The sequence below is a fragment of the Streptomyces sp. SID12501 genome, assembly GCF_010550245.1.
Classification (GTDB): domain Bacteria; phylum Actinomycetota; class Actinomycetes; order Streptomycetales; family Streptomycetaceae; genus Streptomyces.
Window position 1 is genome coordinate 51,611 of record NZ_JAAGLU010000030.1, and the last position, 17,159, is coordinate 68,769.

The window sequence follows — 17,159 nt, forward strand, 5'->3', positions numbered from 1 at the left end:
GAAGAAGACTTCAGACAGCCGGCAAACTCATCGGTCTGACGCGTCGGCCTGCTGCCCAGGGCGGCGCGGGCAGGGGAGTTACAGTCAAGATCTGTGGATGAATCGAGGTCGTTCAGGCCACGTGGCTCTCGGGGCGTTCGACGAGGTGGCCGCGCTCGAAGTGGGCTCTGGCACGGACGAGAGCGGCGAGGTGAGGTGCGTAAACGGCTCGCCAGCAGGCCTGGGCGGATTCGACAAGCTTGAACACCATCGCCAGGGTGGCCGCGCGGGAGCCAGCCCCTTCGGTGACCTCGGTCCGTAGCCGGACGGTCGCGAAGGTCGACCCGACCGGATGCGCGGAACTACGAGCCTCCGGCTTCTTTCCCTCCGGGGAGACATCGCCGTCGCAACGAGCAGTGATGTATCTCTGCGAACCCGCCGTCCTGACCACAGCAACGGCAGCGACGCTCAGCGCTGACCAGCCCGCGACGCGAGCCTGCAACCACCCGAGCCAAAAGGTCTGCGAACACGGCTTGACGTGGATCAAGCCCAGCTTTCTCTGGATGATGTACCGCTGCGGATGGGGCGCCAAGGAGGGCCAGGAGACCGTCCTGGCTGTGGAGATCACCCGTGAGGGATTCGAGTGGGCGCTGCGGCACGCGTGTCTGTCGCACTATGTGCCGGAACTGCATGCTGACCAGGCCGAGTGGAAGCGGCAGTTGAAGCACGCTCCGGCGCGGGTGCAATGGGATCCGGAGCGGGACCTGCACCTCGACCCCCTGCCCTACCGCTCGCTCCAGCTGGGGCTCGGGGGCGAGGCGGCGGAGCGGTATGCCGACGAGTGGATCGTCGGGATCGAGGACGTGACGCCGCTGGCCAAGCAGGTCCACGCGCATGTGCGTGTGGGCGAACTGACAAGGGCAGCCGCGTTGTTGCCGGCGGAGCGGCCGTATCCGGTGGCGGAGAGGACTGTGTCGCGCCTGCGGGGATAGGGCCGAGGGACAAGCTCAGTTCTGATGGGTAGTGGTCGGAAGGAGCAGCCTCTGACTCACCTGGTCTGCCGCGCAGCCTGCCGCAAGGCGTCCGACACGGTGAGGAACAGGACGGCGTCCGGCACGGCCGCGACCGGCTCTCGGACCGGCTTGCGCTCACCGGTCACCACCACGCAGACGGTCGATCCCATCAGCTCGACCTCGCTGATCTTCTTCCAGTCCATGACGGTGCCCCCGTGCTCGAGTCCGGCCAGACTCACCGTGAACGGCCCGAACTCCACTCGCCCACCGGTCTCCAACAACGCGCCCAGTTCAACCATTCGGACCGTGGCGTCCTCTTCGGCGATCCGGTTCTGGATCTCGACCCAGCTGTTCGCGATCAGGGCGCTGATTTCCTGAGCGTCAGGCGTGTCACCCGACACCATGAAGTTGCCGGCGGGCATCTGGACGTACACGGAATGTGTAGTGGACATGGTGACCCCGTTGCGTACGAGGTCCGTCGCCTGACGCTGGCATCCGGTGATCTCGTCCCAGGCCCCGGCGATCGGTGGCTGCGAACCGTACTGGTAAACGACGCCGTTTTCGAAAACGGCACACCATACGACCGGTCTGAACCGTGCGACCAAGGGGACGGCAATCGCCCCGAGAAAGGTGCACGCGCCGAGGATGATGAAGAGGATCGCGTTCGTCCACTCACTCTCACCACTGATGACGAAGAACATCATCACGCAGAACGCCGTGACGAGGAGGAGCATGAACGAGCCCCACCAGGACACCGCACTGGTCCGTGTGCGAAAGGCGTATCGACCGGCGCCGAGTTGCCGCGCCACAGCCGCGCCCGGCACGGTTTCCGGGATCTCGTCCCATAGATTTCTGGCCCCCATCGACACTCCCGCCGCACGCTGATGTACCCCAACAGGCCTGCCAACAAGCTGAGTTGACGATCCAGAATGTCGTCGAGATGCTACGGTGTCCGGCTGGAAACCGGTAGACGATTGTCGCTCATCGTGGCGGGCCATGCCCATGGCCGAGTTGTTCCCGTCGTCGCTGTGATCTGCACCTGCGGCCTCTGCCGTACCGTTCGCTTCAACTCGGGCTCCGCGGCGAGGCAGCGGAACGTTACGCGGACGAGCTACTGGCCGCGCTGCGCCCGTGACCGACAAGAGCAGTACCTCGTGACCGCCGGCGAGCGGCAGGGTCGGACCCTGATCATCATGAACGGCCCCAGCTACCGCCCAACAGGCGCCTGGAGAGCCTCACCAACGGGAACGGCGGGCCCCCGACCAAGCAGGAAATCAGGTGGACGCTGTCGGGATACTGGCGTCATGGCCGTCACCCAGCAACTCGCCCGCGTCCCGGCGGAGTATCTTGCCGCCTGCCGTCAGTCAGCCGGAACATCGACCGATGGAGATCCCTGTTGGGATCCGCCGTCGGCGGACGTCCTGGACCTGGACTGGGCGCCGGCCGTGTTGGAACGGGCCTGCGAGCAGGCAGGTCTCGACGGCGTCCACCTGGATGCTCTTCGGCAGGCCACCGAGGGGGACCCGGTGATCGATCTCGGCTTCCTCAGCACGCACCCGCATGCCATTGGTGCCTTCGGACCGCCTCCCACGGCCCTTTCCGCAGCTCAAGTGGCCCGGGTCTCGGAACTGCTCGGTCAAATCGACCTTCCGGCCGTCCTGGCCGTCCTGCCGACCGAAGACACCGAGGCCGCTTCCGTGATCGGGCATGGGGCGGACAAGATCGTCGGTGACCCGAGGAAGTACCTGCTGAGGCACTTCAATGCCCTGCGCGAGTTCTACCTCGCCGCATCCCGACGGCACCTTCTCCTCGTGCTCTGGTGGGACTGACCCGGGACTTCATGGCCAGGTGCGGAGCAACGCGATGCGGAGGTGCGTCCATGAGTGGGTCGTTCGTCACGGTGGTCACGGGTGGCAGTCGGGGGATCGGTGCCGCGGTCTGTCTGCGGCTCGCGGCGGACGGTCATGACGTCGCGGTGGGGTATGTGCGGGACGTCCGGGCCGCCGAGTCGGTCGCGACGAGGGTGCGGGAGGCGGGGTCGCGGTGTGTGACCGTGCGGGTCGACACCTCGGTCGAGGCGGAGGTGGACCGGCTGTTCGACACGGTGGAGGAGCGGCTCGGGCCGGTCACGGGGCTGGTGAACAACGCAGGGGTGACCGGGCCGTTGGGCAGGCTCGCCGACGCCGACCCCGTTGATCTGCGGCGCGTGGTGGACGTCAACCTGCTGGGCACGCTGCTGTGTTCGCGCCGGGCCGCGCGTTCCATGACGGCTCGGGGCACCGGCGTGATCGTGAACGTCTCCTCGGCGGCTGCCACCCTCGGCAGCCCCGGTGACTATGTGCACTACGCGGCGACCAAGGCGGCCGTCGACGCGCTCACCGTTGGCCTGGCGAAGGAACTCGGTCCGGACGGCGTCCGCGTCAACGCGGTGGCGCCGGGAATCGTCGACACCGAGATGCACGCGACGATGGGCGACCCGGGCCGGGCGGAACGCGTGTCCCCGACGATTCCGCTCCGCAGACCGGGGCTGGCCGGCGAAGTCGCGGCGGCCATCGCCTGGTTGATGTCCGCGGAGGCCTCGTACACGACGGGCGCGGTGCTGCGGGTGTCGGGCGGGCGGTGACGCTGTGTCGCCGGAAAGAGGGAGGGAGGAGGCGTGTGAGGCAGTGGTGCGGGGGAGGGCGACAGGCGTCCTGCCCTCCTGGCGTCCGCCTCGCGGTCAGGCGGCCTCGGTGATCTCGCCGCGTATCGCCGCCGCCCACTTGACCACCAACAGCTCGTACTCCTCCCGCTCTTGGGCCGAGAGGGTTCCGCCCGCGCGGAGCCAGAGCGCACGGATCTGCTCGTTCAACGACGCAGCAGACCGCACGGAACCAGGGGCCAGGGAATCGGGGGACATGCGCACCAGCGTAGGCGCAAGGACTGACACTGCGCTACCAGGTGGCTACTCGTACGGTATGTGGTTGGTCACGGTCGGATGATCTTCCGCCGTGTGGGTGGTCAGGGCGTCAGCCCGAGGACTCCGCCGCGTGCGGGCTCAGGGCGCCCGTGGCCACCAGGGCGATGATCACGATGCCGAGCACGACGCGGTAGTAGACGAACGGCATGAACGACTTGGTCGAGATGAACTTCATGAACCATGCGATCACCGCGTAGCCGACCGCGAAGGCGATCACCGTCGCGAAAGCCGTCGGGCCCCAGGAGACGTGGCCGCCCTCCGACGCGTCCTTGAGCTCGAACACGCCCGAGGCGAGGACGGCCGGCATGGCCAGCAGGAAGGAGTAACGGGCCGCCGCCTCACGCGTGTAGCCCATGAACAGGCCGCCGCTGATGGTCGCGCCGGACCGGGAGACGCCGGGGACCAGGGCCATCGCCTGGCACAGGCCGTAGATCAGACCGTCCCGTACGTTCAGGTCCTTGAGGCCCTTGCGCTCCTTGGCCGCCCGGTGCTTTCCGCCGGTCTCGTCGCGTGCCGCGAGGCGGTCGGCGACGCCGATGACGATGCCCATCACGATCAGCATCGTCGCGGTGACCCGCAGATCCCGGAACGGCCCCTCGATCTGGTCCTTGAGCGTGACCCCGAGGACGCCGATCGGAATCGAGCCGACGATCACCAGCCAGCCCATCACCGCGTCGTGGTCGCTGCGCATCGCCTTGTCGGTGAGCGAGCGGAACCATGCCGAAAGGATCCGCCCGACGTCCTTGCGGAAGTAGATCAGCACCGCCGCTTCCGTACCCAGCTGGGTGATCGCGGTGAAGGCGGCACCCGGGTCCTCCCAGCCGGAGAACGCGGCCGTCAGGCGCAGGTGCGCGCTGGAGGACACGGGGAGGAACTCGGTCAGCCCCTGGACGAGTCCGAGGATGAGGGATTCAAACCAAGACATGAAGTTACGTGGTCCAAGCGCTGATCGTGGAAGGGCCGACGGACACACCGGGCCGTCGCGCGCGACAGCGAAGGACGGCGGAGATCAGGTGTGTTGGAGGCAGCCTAGCGGCCCCCGGTGACAGGCCGAGCACAGGGGCTGGGGTCAAGGGGTGGTAAAGGGCCAGGTTCTCCGTATTGCTCACCCGCGCAGTCCGTCCCGTGGACACCGCCGACGTGGTGTTGACCGACCGCTCGGACGGAACATACTTTGCAGCGAAGAGAAAGCGCTTGCTGCCCCCGGGGTGTCCGGAGCCATCACGCGTTGGCCCACGTCAGTCATCGCGTCCGATGGAGTGCTGATCACGTACATGACCACACCCGCAACCAGTCCCGGCACCGTCGCCACCTCCCCGGGGCAGCCCCCGGCCGGCGGCGCTCCCGCCGACCTCACCTCACTCGCCCCGCTCCCGCCGCTCACCGGCCGTCGTATCCGGGCCGCCGTCATCGGGGCGGGCGCCATCGGGCGTGGGTCGCATCTGCCGGCGCTCGCCCAACTGGCCGACGAGGGCGAGACGGAGGTCGTCGCCGCCGTCGACATCGACGCCGACGCGGTGAAGGCGTTCTGCGCGGAGAGCGGGATTCCGCACGGGTACACCGACCTGGAGCAGATGCTCCGGGAACAGCGGCCCGACCTGGTGACCATCTGTACGCCGCCCACCCTGCACCGCGAGCAGACCGTGGCCGCGCTGCGCGCAGGGACCTGGGTGTGGTGCGAGAAGCCGCCGGTGCCGACGCTCGCCGACTTCGACGCCATCGAGGCGGAGGAGGGGCTCGGGGGCGGCCCGTACGCCTCGATCGTCTTCCAGCACCGCTTCGGTTCCGCCTCCACCCACGTACGGCGACTGCTCGCCGAGGGGGCGCTGGGCCGGCCGCTCGTGGTGCACTGCCAGACCACCTGGTACCGCGACACCGCCTACTACGCCGTGCCCTGGCGCGGGCGCTGGGAGACGGAGGGCGGCGGGCCCGCGATGGGGCACGGCATCCACCAGATGGATCTGCTGCTGGATCTGCTCGGGCCGTGGAGCGAGGTGCGGGGCATGGCCGGACGGCTCGTGCACGACGTCGAGACCGAGGACGTCTCCACCGCGCTCGTCCGGTTCGCCAACGGCGCGCTGGCGACCGTCGTCAACAGCGTGCTCAGCCCCGACGAGGTCAGCCGTATCCGCATCGACTGCGAGCGCGCCACCGTCGAACTCACCCATCTGTACGGGCACAGCAACGCCGACTGGACCATCACCCCGGCGCCTGGCGTGCCGGAGGCGGAGGTGGCCGCCTGGCGTGACTTCGGGGCGGATGTACCGAGTTCGCACCTCGCGCAGTTGCGCGAGCTGGTCGCCAGCATGCGCGCCGGGGAACGGCCGCGCAGCAGCGGGGCGGACGGGCGGACCAGCCTGGAACTGATCACCGCGCTGTACAAGTCCGCCTTCACGGACACGACCGTCAGGGCCGGCGACATCGGCCCGGGCGATCCCTATTACGCCGCGCTGCACGGCGGTGCGCCCGGCTGGGCGCCCGCGACGGAGGATGGTCCCGAGTCCGTTACCGAGGAGGCGTCCGCGTGACCACGTCCACCGACCTGCGCATCGTCCACGCGCACGGCGACCGCATCACCGTGACCGAACCCGTCACCGGGGTCGAGCTGTTCAGTTACGTGTACGGGGCGGAGGCGGCCTGGGAGGCGCCGAAGCCGTATCTGCACCCGGTCCGGACGCTCGCCGGCAACGTCGTCACCGACTACCGGCCCAACGACCACCGCTGGCACAAGGGCCTCCAGCTGACGGCCTCGCACCTGTCCGGGGCGAACCTGTGGGGCGGCAACTCCTATGTGCACGGAGAGGGATATCTCGCTCTCCCCGAGCGCGTCGGCTCGATGGCCCACGTCGGCTTCGACGAGGTCGCCTCGGACGCGGGCCGGGTCGTCATCGCGGAGCGGCTCACCTGGCACCCGTACAGCGGGGAGCTGTGGGCGGAGGAGTCGCGGCGGGTCGAGGTGCACGACGTCGATCCGGCGGCGGGTTCCTGGGCGCTGACCTGGACGAGCGCGATCACCAACCGGCGCGACGAGCCGCTGCTCTTCGGGAGCCCCACCACCGCCGGGCGCGAGGGGGCGGGCTACACCGGCCTGTTCTGGCGCGGCCCGCGCGCCTTCCGGGACGGGCGCGTCCTCGGCCCCGAATCCGAGGGGCCGGGACTGATGGGCGAGCAGGCACCGTGGCTGGCGTACTCCGGCGAGTTCGACGGCGCCGACGGGCACGGCACCCTGGTGTTCGTACACGCGCCCGAGAACGACCATCTGGGGGCCGAGGGCGCGCATCCTGCCCACTGGTTCGTGCGCAACGAGCCGTTCGCCGCCGTCGCCCCCTCCTGGGCCTTCTACGACGAACTGGAGCTCGCGCCCGGCGACACGCTCACCCGTCGCTACCGGGTCGTCGTCGCCGACGGGGAGTGGGAGCGAGAGGGCGTCGTCAAGTACCTGGAGGAGCACCCGTGGTGAGTGCGGGACCTGACGGGACGGCCTTCGCGGGGCTGCCCGGCGGTGTCGCCGTCTCGCACCTCGCCGTCTACGACTGGCCGGCAGTCGACGGGGTGTGCGGCGGAACTCCCCATATGCATCTGACCTGTTCGGAGGCGTACGTCGTCACGGGCGGGCGGGGCGCTGTGCAGACGCTCACGACGTCCGGGTACGAGGTGACGCCGCTCGCGCCCGGTACGGTCGCCTGGTTCACGCCGGGCACCATCCACCGGCTGGTCGACGAGGACGAACTGCGCATCACCGTCCTGATGCAGAACAGCGGGCTGCCGGAGGCAGGGGACGCCGTGCTCACGCTGCCGCCGCGCTACCTGACCGACCCGGATACGTACGCCGCCGCGACCGTGATCCCGGCCGACGTGCCGGTGGCCGAGCAGGAGCGGATCGCGCGGGCCCGGCGCGACCTCGCGCTTGAGGGGTTCCGGGCGCTGCGGGACGCGGAGGGGCCGGAGGCCCTGGCCGCCTTCCACGAGGCCGCGGCCTCTCTCGTACGGCCCCGTCTCGCCGACTGGCGCGAGCGCTGGCGGCGCGGCGCCGAGGCGGCGGCCAGGGCGACGGGCGGCCAGCTCGACCGGCTGGAACGGGGCGACACGTCCCACCTCGCGGAGGCCGTCGTACGGGCCGAACAGCCTTCGGCGCACGGGAAGTTCGGGATGTGCGGGCGGCTGGACGTGTACCGGTGCACCCCTTGAGAGGGATCAGTGTCCGCGCAGATGGTGTCGCTTGCGCCAGGCCACCACGGTGCCCACCACGGCCGGTACGGCGATGAAGGCCATCGCGATCAGGAAGGCGGGGGAGGTCGGTGACGAGGCCTGGGCCCCGGCGACGACGTACGCGGCGGTGTTCGGGACGGACCCGAGGGCCGTCGCGATCAGGAACGGCAGCCAGCCCATGCGGGAGACGGCCGCGCAGTAGTTGGCGGCCCAGAAGGGCACCCCCGGGAACAGCCTCGCCGCCATCATCGAGCGGAAGCCGTGCCGGCTGAGCTGGCCGTCCGCCGCCTGGAGCCAGCGGGCGCGCAGCAACGGGCGCAGGGCGTCCTGGCCGAGGACGCGGCCCAGGCCGAAGGCCGCCCCGGCGCCCAGGACCGTGCCCACGAGGGCGGCGGCGAGGCCCAGCTGGGAACCGAACAGCGCGCCCGCCGCGAGGTTCAGCAGCGGGCGTGGCACGAACGCCACGGTGCACAGCCCGTACGCGGCCCCGAAGACCATCGCCGCGGCGGCACCGCCGACCTGGGGCGGCCAGCCGTCGGCGAGCAGCCGCTGCGGTTCGAAGAGCAGGACACACGACGCGGCAGCACCGAGCAGCAGCACCAGGAGCGACAGCCGCGACCACGGTGAGAGCAGTGCTCTCGTGCAGCGCGCGGCGAGGCCGCCGACCGGGGCGACGACGATGACGGTGGGGGAGAGCGGGGCGAGCTCCGTGGCGATGGCCCGGGGAGTGGCCGTGGCGGTGCCCCCAGAGCGGGTGGTGGCATCGAGCATTCGCCGACACTAACCGACGTGTATGTGTGATCGCCGTATGGTTCGTCTCAACGGTGGAACAACAGGGGGGACTACCGGCGCGCCGGGTGACACGTGCGCCCACACCCTGCGGAAACTGCACGCCGTGACATGCGCCACGGTGATGGACGCGCCTGTCCCCTTTGGCTGTCGTTCGCGGAAAACCATTCGACGTACCGTGACGCGTCGGCGAGGATCGGCCTCATGTTCCGGTACGCCTTCCTCCTCGCAGCATCCGCAGTCGCGGATGCCCCGAAGGCTGCCGTCCCGATCATCGCGGCAGCCGTCGACGGCGCCCGAAGCTGACCCTTCCCGGATCGTCCGGCGGACCCCGCAGGGGGAGGGTCGGCGAACTTCCTCGGGGTCCCCGTCCCGGCCGCGTTCTCCGCGCCGGGGCCAACACTCAGTACCACCGAAGAGGCTTCGAGGTACCGGCATGTCCAAGACGGCATACATCCGCACGAAACCGCATCTCAACATCGGCACGATGGGCCACGTCGACCACGGCAAGACCACCCTGACCGCCGCCATCACCAAGGTGCTCGCCGAGCGCGGCTCCGGCACGTTCGTTCCGTTCGACCGGATCGACCGCGCCCCCGAGGAGGCCGCGCGGGGCATCACCATCAACATCGCGCACGTGGAGTACGAGACCGACACCCGGCACTACGCGCACGTGGACATGCCGGGTCACGCCGACTACGTCAAGAACATGGTCACCGGGGCCGCGCAGCTCGACGGGGCGATCCTCGTCGTGTCCGCGCTCGACGGGATCATGCCGCAAACCGCCGAACACGTCCTGCTGGCCCGGCAGGTGGGCGTCAACCACATCGTCGTCGCCCTCAACAAGGCCGACGCCGTCGACGACGGCGAGGACGCGGTGCTGACGGACCTCGTGGAGCTGGAGGTCCGCGAACTGCTCACCTCGCACGGCTACGGCGGCGACGCGGTACCCGTCGTACGGGTGTCCGGCCTCAAGGCCCTTGAGGGGGACCCCCGTTGGACGGCGTCGATCGACGCGCTGCTCGACGCGGTGGACACGTATGTACCCATGCCCGAGCGGTACGTGGACGCGCCGTTCCTGTTGCCGGTCGAGAACGTCCTCACGATCACCGGCCGGGGGACGGTGGTGACGGGTGCGGTCGAGCGCGGCACCGTCCGGGTGGGCGACCGGGTCGAGGTGCTGGGCGCGGACGTGGACACGGTCGTCACCGGCGTGGAGACCTTCGGCAAGCCCATGGAGGAGGCGCAGGCCGGGGACAGCGTGGCGCTGCTGCTGCGTGGGGTGCCACGGGACGCGGTCCGACGCGGCCACATCGTCGCGGCGCCCGGCAGTGTCGTGCCGAGCCGGCGGTTCTCCGCGCAGGTGTATGTGCTGTCCACCCGGGAGGGCGGGCGTACGACGCCGGTGGCGACGGGGTATCGGCCGCAGTTCTACATCCGTACGGCGGATGTGGTCGGGGACGTCGATCTCGGTCGGATCGGGGTCGCGCGGCCCGGTGACACGGTCACGATGACCGTCGAGCTGGGGCGTGAGGTGCCTTTGGAGCCGGGGCTCGGGTTCGCCATCCGTGAGGGTGGGCGGACCGTGGGGGCGGGGACTGTGACAGCCGTCGTGTGAGGGTGGTCGGGGTGCGTGAGGGACCGCGGGACCGTTGTGGCTGGTCGCGCAGTTCCCCGCGCCCCTTTCCGGCGCTTCTCCCAGGCACAATGAGAAAGTGAACGACGAGTCGATACCCGTTGCCCGTGCCGTCGATCACGGGTTCGCCAAGCTGATGCCCGACGTCGACCGTGAGCGTGCCTGGCTGCTCACGGTCGACGGGGCGCCTCAGTCGTACGTCGATCTGGATGAGCCGACGCACCTGGAGTTCGAGTACGCGCGACGGCTCGGACACGTCCTGGACGTCGTCGCCGGGCCGGGGCGGGCGCTGGACGTGCTGCACCTCGGTGGGGGTGCGCTCACCCTGCCCCGGTACGTCGCCGTGACCCGGCCCGGTTCCCGGCAGGACGTCGTCGAGGCCGATCGCGGGCTGCTCGACCTGGTCGTGGAGCATCTGCCGCTCCCCGCCGACGCGGGCATCGCCCTGCACGCGGCCGACGCCCGCGCCTGGCTCGAAGCCGCGCCCGACGCCTCCGCCGATGTGATCGTCGCCGACGTGTTCGGCGGCTCGCGCGTTCCGGCGCACCTGACGTCGCTGACGTACGCCGAAGAGGCCGGGCGGGTGCTGCGCGGTGACGGTGTCTACCTCGCCAACCTGGCCGACTCGGCGCCCTTCGTCTTTCTGCGTTCCCAACTCGCCACCTTCTCAGCGGTGTTCGAGGAGCTGGCACTGATCGCCGAGCCGGGCGTCCTGCGGGGCCGCCGTTTCGGCAACGCGGTGCTCGTGGCCTCGCACCACCCCCTGGACCCGGCGGCCCTGTCCCGGCGCGTCGCCTCCGACGCCTTCCCGGCCAGGCTCGAACACGGGCCCGCGCTTAGGGACTTCATCGGGGGTGCGGTACCCGTACGGGACGAGGAGGCGGTGCCGTCACCGGTGCCGCCGCAGGGGGCGTTCGGTATCGGGTGAGGCTCGGAGGAGGAGACGAGGACAGCGGAACAGTCGTCAGCCGCCGGTGCTCTCCAACTCGCCCCGCACCGGCGCCTCCTGGGCCGTGTCCCGGGTGGCCTCCGTCGTGCGCCGGGTGAGGTTTCGTACGTCCCGTACTGACAGGGCGCCCGCCGTCACCAACACGACCAGGACCGCGCAGCCCCACAGGGACGGTGTGCGGCCGAAGGCGTGTTCCGCCGGGCCCGCCAGTGCCGTGGCGAGCGGGAGCATCGCGACCGAGCCGAACCAGTCGTACGCGGAGACGCGGGAGAGCTTGTCCTCGGGGATCTCCTGATGCAGAGCGGTCATCCAGCTCACGCCGAACACCTCCTCCGTCGCGCCGGTCACGAACATCACCGCGCAGAGCACGGCGATCGGCACCGGCACGGCGAGCGCGGCGGCCGGCAGGGCCAGCGGGAACACGCAGAGCGTGCCGGCGAGCAGCAGCCGACGTGGTTTCCAGCGCATCATCAGCACGGCCCCGGCGACCGTGCCGGCCCCGAACATGGCCAGCGCCAGCCCCCATGGCCCGGCCCCGCCCAGGCTGTCGCGTGCCACGAGCGGGCCGTAGACCGACTGGGCGGCGCCGATGACCGCGTTGGCGACGGCGAACTGGACGACGATCACCCACAGCCACGACCGTCCGGCGAACTCCCGCCAGCCCTCCCGCAGATCGGCGAGCATCCCGCCGCCCGGCCGGCGCGCCGGGATGTGACTCACGTCGAGGAACGAGCGCAGCGCCCCGGCGATCGCGAACGCCACCGCGTCCACCGCGAGGACCCAGCCGGGCCCGAGCACGGCGACCATCGCGCCGCCGACAGCCGCGCCGCCGAGTGCCGCGCTCTGCATGGCCATCCGGAACACCGCGAAGGCGCGGGCGGCCTGCTCGCCCTCGACCGAGGACAGCAGCATGCCCTCGGCGGCCGGGCCGAAGAACGCCTGCCCGGTGCCGCCGAGGGCGGTCAGGAGCATCATCTGCCACAGCTGCGGCTCCCCCGCCAGGACGAGCACCGCGAACGCCGCCTGCGAGAGGCAGTTGAGGGCGTTGGCGGCGACCATCACCCGATGCCGGGGGAGCCGGTCGGCGATCACGCCGCCGACCAGCAGGAACAGCACCAGCGGTAACGTCCGCGCCGCCGCCACCAGGCCCACGTCACCGGCGTCGCCGCCCGTCTCCAACACGGCGAACGCGGCGGCGATCATCGCCCCGTTGCTGCCGAGGTTCGTCACGACCGCCGAGACGGTCAGCAGCCTGTAGTTGCGGCCGGCCCAGGAGGGGAGGCGCGAGCGTACGGCGGGGGAGTCGGCGGAGGTCACCGGGCGACTATCGCGGGCCACCGCCGACTTGCCAATCCATTTCCGACCCGCCCCGGCCGGAACCGGCCGGTTTCAGCCGGTCAGCGGCACCCACGCTCCGCCCTGCGGGGCACTCACGCCCCTGTCGGGTCCCCGTACAGCCGCACCGTGCTCAGGATCTGCATGATCGTCTTCTCGGGGACCTCCGAGGGGAGACCCGTCGCGCCGTACAGGCTCCACGCCACGTAGTCGCCGGCCGAGTTCTTGAAGCCGAAGGTGATGGCCTTGCCGTCGCTCGCGCACTTCCCCGTCCGGGGCGTGTTCTTCGAGTGGGCCCGGGCGAGGCTGCCCTTGATGCCGGACTTGGTCGTGTACGGCGTCGCCTTCTCGTCGAGGACGAGGCTCTTCCTGTCCGGCTGTGTGTAGCCGCCGTAGACCCACCAGGGGACCTGGTTCACGGCGACCTCGTCGGCGTTCTTCGCGCCGCTCGCGCCCTTGGTGCCCACGGCCGCGAGCGCGGTGTCCGACGTACGGCCGTCCTTGTCGTCGTCCGACACGCACCACTTCGACTTGTAGTACGCGGGCGCCGACATGGTGATGAGCGGCTTGGCGCCCGCCTTGGCGTCGTCGTCCTCGAAGCCGATGTACGTGCCCGGCGTCTCCACCTCCCAGTCCGCCGGTACGTCGAAGGCGGTGCCCCACTTCGGATTCACGACCACCTTCCAGCCGGCGACGGTCGGCTGCTCGGCCTGGGAGTCCCGCGGGTTGTCGTCGGAGCCCGGCGCGGAGGCCGAGTCACTCGGGTCCGCGGATGCCGAGGCGGGCGTCGAAGCCGGCGCGGACTCGCTCGACTGCTTGTCCTTATTATCTGTGCCCGCTTCCTTGTCCTTGTCGCCGCCCAGGACGAGGAAACCGGTCACCCCGGCCGTGATCACGACCGCGGTGGCCGCGACGATCGCGGTGATCTTCGTCCGGTTCCCGTTCCCGTCTCCACCTCCGCCCGGCGGCGGCTGCGGCGCGCCCGTCGGCGTCGGCGCGCCCCACCCCGGCTGCGGCTGCTGTTGCGGCGGCTGGGGATGCGGGTTGGGCTGCGGATACCCCGTCTGTTGGTATCCGGGCTGCTGGTACGGGTTCGGCTGCTGATAGCCCGGCTGCTGGTACGGATTGTGCGGCGGGACCTGCGCGTGCTGCGGGTCCTGCGGGTTCTGCTCGCCCCCGGGCGGCTGCTGTTCTGGCCACATGGCCGGTAACGATACGGCGGTCGGTCGGCGGTCGACGGGCCGTATCTGGCCAGAACTGGCTACTCATCGGTAACATAAGGCCGTGAGTGCGGAGCGGATGCCGATCGGCGAACTTCTCGCCGCCACGGTGCCGATGGTTCGCACGCTGAACCTCGACCACGTCGGCGGACCGCATGCTGGTGTCATGGTCACTCTCGGGGAGTCGGTCGGCGAGGCCGTCGTCCTCGCGGCCTTCGGCGATCGGCTCTCCCGCGGCGTACCGCTGCCCGTCACCGCCGAGATCGCGTTCAGGGAGATCGCGCGCGGCCCCGTCAAGGCCACTGCGACCCTCGGCCGTCCCGCCGCCGAGGTGGTCGCCGAACCTGACGAGGGCAAGCGCTCGAGTTCCCGGTGACCCTCGCCATCCAGTGTGAGGGCGGGGCCGTCACCGGCGAGATGAACGTCACCTGCACCCTCCGTCCGAGCGGCTGACGGTCGTCCCTCGAACGGTTCACCGGCTCCCGGGGGCCGCTGCGACCCGGTAGGTCCACGGACCTGCCGGGTCTCGGGCTTTTCGGGCCGACGGCCGGCCGGTGAGGCCGGTGTCAGTGGTGAACTGCGTCCGGGCGTCGGCCGGTTGGGCCTGGCTGCCCCGGCCTGGCGGTGTACGGCGATGCTCTCGGTGCCTTGTGCCCGCTACCGTCCCCGCGAGGCCGGAAGTTGAAGATTGTGTGTGCCATCCGGGTGCTCGTGCACACAACTCGACGGGTGACCGGGGGCTATTTCGAATGTCGGTGCGGATACCGCCGGTAACACATCTGAATTCTCTTCATTTTGAACTTTGGTCACTCGGACTGCTTGTTTATGGTGAGACGTGTGTGCGAGTGTGAGCCAACTCGCGCGGGGGCGGAGGTCAGACCCCCTTTTCCCGCTCGGGATTCCGTGCCGGTCGACCCGAAGTCCCACAGCTGACGAGTCGTAGGTACGCACCAATGAAGCGCCTCTTTCCCGTGGATGTGCAATTCGCTCGTGCCGTCCTGCGGCTTGGAAGGAATTGGTTCTGTGCAATCCCCACCCCCCCCACGTCCGCCCTACCCTCCTCGTCCTGGCGCGAGCCCGGCCGAATCCGACATGAACCTCGCCGCGCAACTGCGCGGGCGGGTGGAGGGCGAGAGCGCGTACGCCGTCGCGATGCTGCTGGCGCGGCACTGGCAGTCGACGTACGACTACGCGGCCATCTGTCTCGCGGCCGAGGGGGACCTCGCCACGATGGCGGCCACGTCGGCCTTCCACCGGGTGTTCGGGCGACTGGAGCGCAGTGAGTCGAATCAGGCGCTGCGGCCCCAACTGCTCGTAGCGGTACGGGAAACGGTCCGGGAGTGGTCCGCCGAAGACGGTATTTCGGTGGTGCTTCCGGAACTCCGCAAACCCACTGGTGCGCGAGGTCTACGCGCGGCGAGGGCCCGGACATCCGAAAGGCGGCAACTCGCCGAGCGGTCATTCCGCGCTCTGCCGAGAGCGGCCCAGTGCCTGCTCTGGCACACCGATGTCGAGGCCGAGCCCATTTCCGGAACGGCCGGTCTGCTGGGAGTGGACTCCACAAGCGCTTCGGCAGCGCTGGAGCAGGCCCGCGAACAATTCCGCTCCACCTGTGTACGTGCCCATCGCGAACTCGCGCCGACCAATGAATGCCGCTTCTACAACCGTCTCCTCGACGTCTCGATCCGGCGCGGTGGTGCCCTGCTGCCCGATGTCGAGCAGCATCTGCTGACGTGCCCTCACTGCCGGCATGCCGCCGAGCAACTCGGCCATTTCGAAGGTGAACTCGGCACTCTCCTCGCAGAGGCGGTGCTCGGCTGGGGAGCCCGCCGCTACCTCGACTCCCGCCCGGGACGCGGCGGCCAGCGGGCCTCTCCCGTCGGCCCGGCCGGCCGGGGCGACGGGCGTGCCGGTGGCCGCCATCGGTTCATGGCCCATCTCCCGCTGCCCGACGAGGGGTTCGTCCTCCCGGGAAGGCGCAGGCGGGCCGTTGCCGTCGGAGTCGGCGTCATGTCCTTCGCACTGCTCGCGAGCGTGCTCGGCGCCCGCAACTGGTCGGACGAGAGCACCGTGCCGACGGCCACCTGGGGCACGGCGAGCGGCTACTCGGCCGCCCCGGACACCGCCTCCCCGAGTCCCGCCGACCACGGTTCGCCGCCGGCCACCCCGGCCGCCTATCCCGGCGTGACGGAACGCGGCAGGCTGCGCCATGTCGCCACGGGCCTGTGCCTGGACATCCAGGGCGGCCAGGTCGTGGCCGGCGCCGGGACCCGGCTGGCCGCCTGCTCGTCCGCCGGGACACAGCAGTGGTCGTACGAGTACGACGGCCTCCTACGCAGCCTCGCCGACCCCAGCCTGTGCCTCGACTCCCACGCCGGTGACGGGAACGTCGTCCTCTCCGGGTGCGTCGGGTCCAACGCCGACGACGTTCGCTACGACATCACTGTCCAGGGCGAACTGCTGCCCCAGCGGCGCGAGGAACTGGCCGTCGTGCCCGTCTCGCTCCGCGCCGGCGCGGACGTGGTGGTCAGGACGAGGTCCGGGTCGGCGGGGGAGATGTGGACGATCGACTCCAAGTCGTCCGCGGCCGACGACTCCGCCAAGGAGGGTGACCGGCAGGAGAGCGGCAAGGGCGGTGAGGACGCGAAGGGCGGGGAGCCCGGACAGCAGCAGAAGGAAAAGGGGGAGGGCGGTCCGGAAGGGTCGCAGCAGGAGCCCAAGCCTGATGCGGGAGGCGGGACTTCGGGATCCGGCGGGGCGCCCACGCCCTCACCGGAGGCCACTTCCGACCAGCGGTTCGAGACCCGGTACGTCGCGAACAGTGGCAGCGAGCAGTCCGCGCCCGCTCCGGGGACGGCTCTGCCACCGCAGCCGCTGAACGTGGCGGAGCCCGTCGGCGTCACGGTGGTACAGGCGATCGGGACCATCACGGGGGCCGTCGGTGGGCTCCTGCTCAGCTGATCGACACGATGTCGTCGGCGGCCGGGATGCGCGCGGCGTCGTGACACCGGGGCTCCTTCTCCTGCACGGGGGTGTCCCGCGCGCGGACGACGGTGTCACCCTGACCCGG

At 70.4% G+C, this 17,159-nt stretch carries 15 protein-coding genes and 3 pseudogenes; 11 read left to right on the forward strand and 7 right to left on the reverse strand.

Annotated elements, in window-relative coordinates; translation table 11 throughout:
• Nucleotides 1-112 precede the first annotated feature (112 nt).
• Nucleotides 113-331, reverse strand: a pseudogene (locus tag G3I71_RS31480) (IS256 family transposase); the annotation flags it as partial.
• 211 nt (nucleotides 332-542) lie between these two features.
• Here G3I71_RS31480 and G3I71_RS31485 point away from each other — a divergent pair.
• Nucleotides 543-971, forward strand: a complete 429-nt coding sequence (locus G3I71_RS31485; protein ID WP_239149458.1) for a DUF4291 domain-containing protein — start codon at nucleotides 543-545, stop codon at nucleotides 969-971.
• A 56-nt stretch (nucleotides 972-1,027) separates the two neighbouring features.
• Here G3I71_RS31485 and G3I71_RS31490 read toward each other — a convergent pair whose 3' ends face one another.
• Nucleotides 1,028-1,996, reverse strand: a complete 969-nt coding sequence (locus tag G3I71_RS31490) for a DUF6585 family protein (protein WP_239149450.1) — start codon at nucleotides 1,994-1,996, stop codon at nucleotides 1,028-1,030.
• A gap of 26 nt (nucleotides 1,997-2,022) precedes the next feature.
• Between G3I71_RS31490 and G3I71_RS51490 the strand changes: the two are divergent.
• From G3I71_RS51490 to G3I71_RS31500, 3 genes and pseudogenes are all read left to right on the forward strand, one after another.
• Nucleotides 2,023-2,109 (forward strand): annotated as a pseudogene (locus G3I71_RS51490) (DUF4291 domain-containing protein); the annotation flags it as partial.
• Nucleotides 2,110-2,296: 187 nt separating this feature from the next.
• Nucleotides 2,297-2,821, forward strand: coding sequence for a DUF1877 domain-containing protein (locus G3I71_RS31495; protein WP_164319934.1), 525 nt, complete (start codon nucleotides 2,297-2,299; stop codon nucleotides 2,819-2,821).
• A 50-nt stretch (nucleotides 2,822-2,871) separates the two neighbouring features.
• The gene (locus tag G3I71_RS31500) at nucleotides 2,872-3,615 is read left to right on the forward strand and encodes an SDR family NAD(P)-dependent oxidoreductase (RefSeq protein WP_164319936.1); all 744 of its coding nucleotides are present in this window, start codon (nucleotides 2,872-2,874) and stop codon (nucleotides 3,613-3,615) included.
• 96 nt (nucleotides 3,616-3,711) lie between these two features.
• On the opposite strand, the gene G3I71_RS31505 is transcribed toward G3I71_RS31500, so the two are convergent.
• Together G3I71_RS31505 and G3I71_RS31510 are read right to left on the reverse strand one after the other, a co-directional pair.
• Nucleotides 3,712-3,891 (reverse strand): hypothetical protein, encoded by a 180-nt coding sequence (locus G3I71_RS31505; RefSeq protein WP_164319938.1) that lies wholly within the window; start codon nucleotides 3,889-3,891, stop codon nucleotides 3,712-3,714.
• Nucleotides 3,892-4,000: 109 nt separating this feature from the next.
• Entirely contained in the window at nucleotides 4,001-4,876 is an 876-nt protein-coding gene (locus tag G3I71_RS31510) for an undecaprenyl-diphosphate phosphatase (RefSeq protein ID WP_164319940.1), read from the reverse strand.
• A 349-nt stretch (nucleotides 4,877-5,225) separates the two neighbouring features.
• On the opposite strand from G3I71_RS31510, the gene G3I71_RS31515 reads away from it, so the two are divergent.
• Genes G3I71_RS31515 through G3I71_RS31525 form a run of 3 tightly spaced genes read left to right on the forward strand, consistent with a single transcriptional unit; the run spans nucleotide 5,226 to nucleotide 8,139 of the window.
• The gene (locus G3I71_RS31515; protein ID WP_203731858.1) at nucleotides 5,226-6,479 is read left to right on the forward strand and encodes a Gfo/Idh/MocA family protein; all 1,254 of its coding nucleotides are present in this window, start codon (nucleotides 5,226-5,228) and stop codon (nucleotides 6,477-6,479) included.
• On the forward strand, nucleotides 6,476-7,411 hold the full coding sequence (locus G3I71_RS31520; protein ID WP_164319941.1) for a PmoA family protein: 936 nt from the start codon (nucleotides 6,476-6,478) through the stop codon (nucleotides 7,409-7,411). The genes G3I71_RS31515 and G3I71_RS31520 overlap by 4 nt, the downstream gene beginning before the upstream one ends.
• Nucleotides 7,408-8,139, forward strand: coding sequence for a cupin (locus G3I71_RS31525; RefSeq protein WP_164319944.1), 732 nt, complete (start codon nucleotides 7,408-7,410; stop codon nucleotides 8,137-8,139). Before G3I71_RS31520 ends, G3I71_RS31525 begins: the two co-directional genes overlap by 4 nt.
• A gap of 6 nt (nucleotides 8,140-8,145) precedes the next feature.
• Here the strand turns inward: G3I71_RS31525 and G3I71_RS31530 are convergent, their stop codons facing one another.
• Complete coding sequence (locus G3I71_RS31530) at nucleotides 8,146-8,931, reverse strand: TVP38/TMEM64 family protein (RefSeq protein WP_164319946.1); 786 nt, start codon at nucleotides 8,929-8,931, stop codon at nucleotides 8,146-8,148.
• A gap of 454 nt (nucleotides 8,932-9,385) precedes the next feature.
• On the opposite strand from G3I71_RS31530, the gene tuf reads away from it, so the two are divergent.
• Nucleotides 9,386-10,567 (forward strand): elongation factor Tu, encoded by a 1,182-nt coding sequence (gene tuf / locus G3I71_RS31535; RefSeq protein WP_164319948.1) that lies wholly within the window; start codon nucleotides 9,386-9,388, stop codon nucleotides 10,565-10,567.
• 154 nt (nucleotides 10,568-10,721) lie between these two features.
• Entirely contained in the window at nucleotides 10,722-11,513 is a 792-nt protein-coding gene (locus G3I71_RS31540; RefSeq protein WP_203731908.1) for a spermidine synthase, read from the forward strand.
• 36 nt (nucleotides 11,514-11,549) lie between these two features.
• Here the strand turns inward: G3I71_RS31540 and G3I71_RS31545 are convergent, their stop codons facing one another.
• Entirely contained in the window at nucleotides 11,550-12,851 is a 1,302-nt protein-coding gene (locus G3I71_RS31545; RefSeq protein ID WP_164319951.1) for an MFS transporter, read from the reverse strand.
• A gap of 113 nt (nucleotides 12,852-12,964) precedes the next feature.
• Nucleotides 12,965-14,071, reverse strand: coding sequence for a hypothetical protein (locus G3I71_RS31550; RefSeq protein WP_164319953.1), 1,107 nt, complete (start codon nucleotides 14,069-14,071; stop codon nucleotides 12,965-12,967).
• 97 nt (nucleotides 14,072-14,168) lie between these two features.
• Here G3I71_RS31550 and G3I71_RS31555 point away from each other — a divergent pair.
• A pseudogene (locus G3I71_RS31555) lies at nucleotides 14,169-14,542 on the forward strand (DUF4442 domain-containing protein).
• Between the two features lie 639 nt (nucleotides 14,543-15,181).
• Entirely contained in the window at nucleotides 15,182-17,050 is a 1,869-nt protein-coding gene (locus G3I71_RS31560; protein WP_164319955.1) for an RICIN domain-containing protein, read from the forward strand.
• The last annotated feature ends 109 nt before the right edge of the window (nucleotides 17,051-17,159 follow it).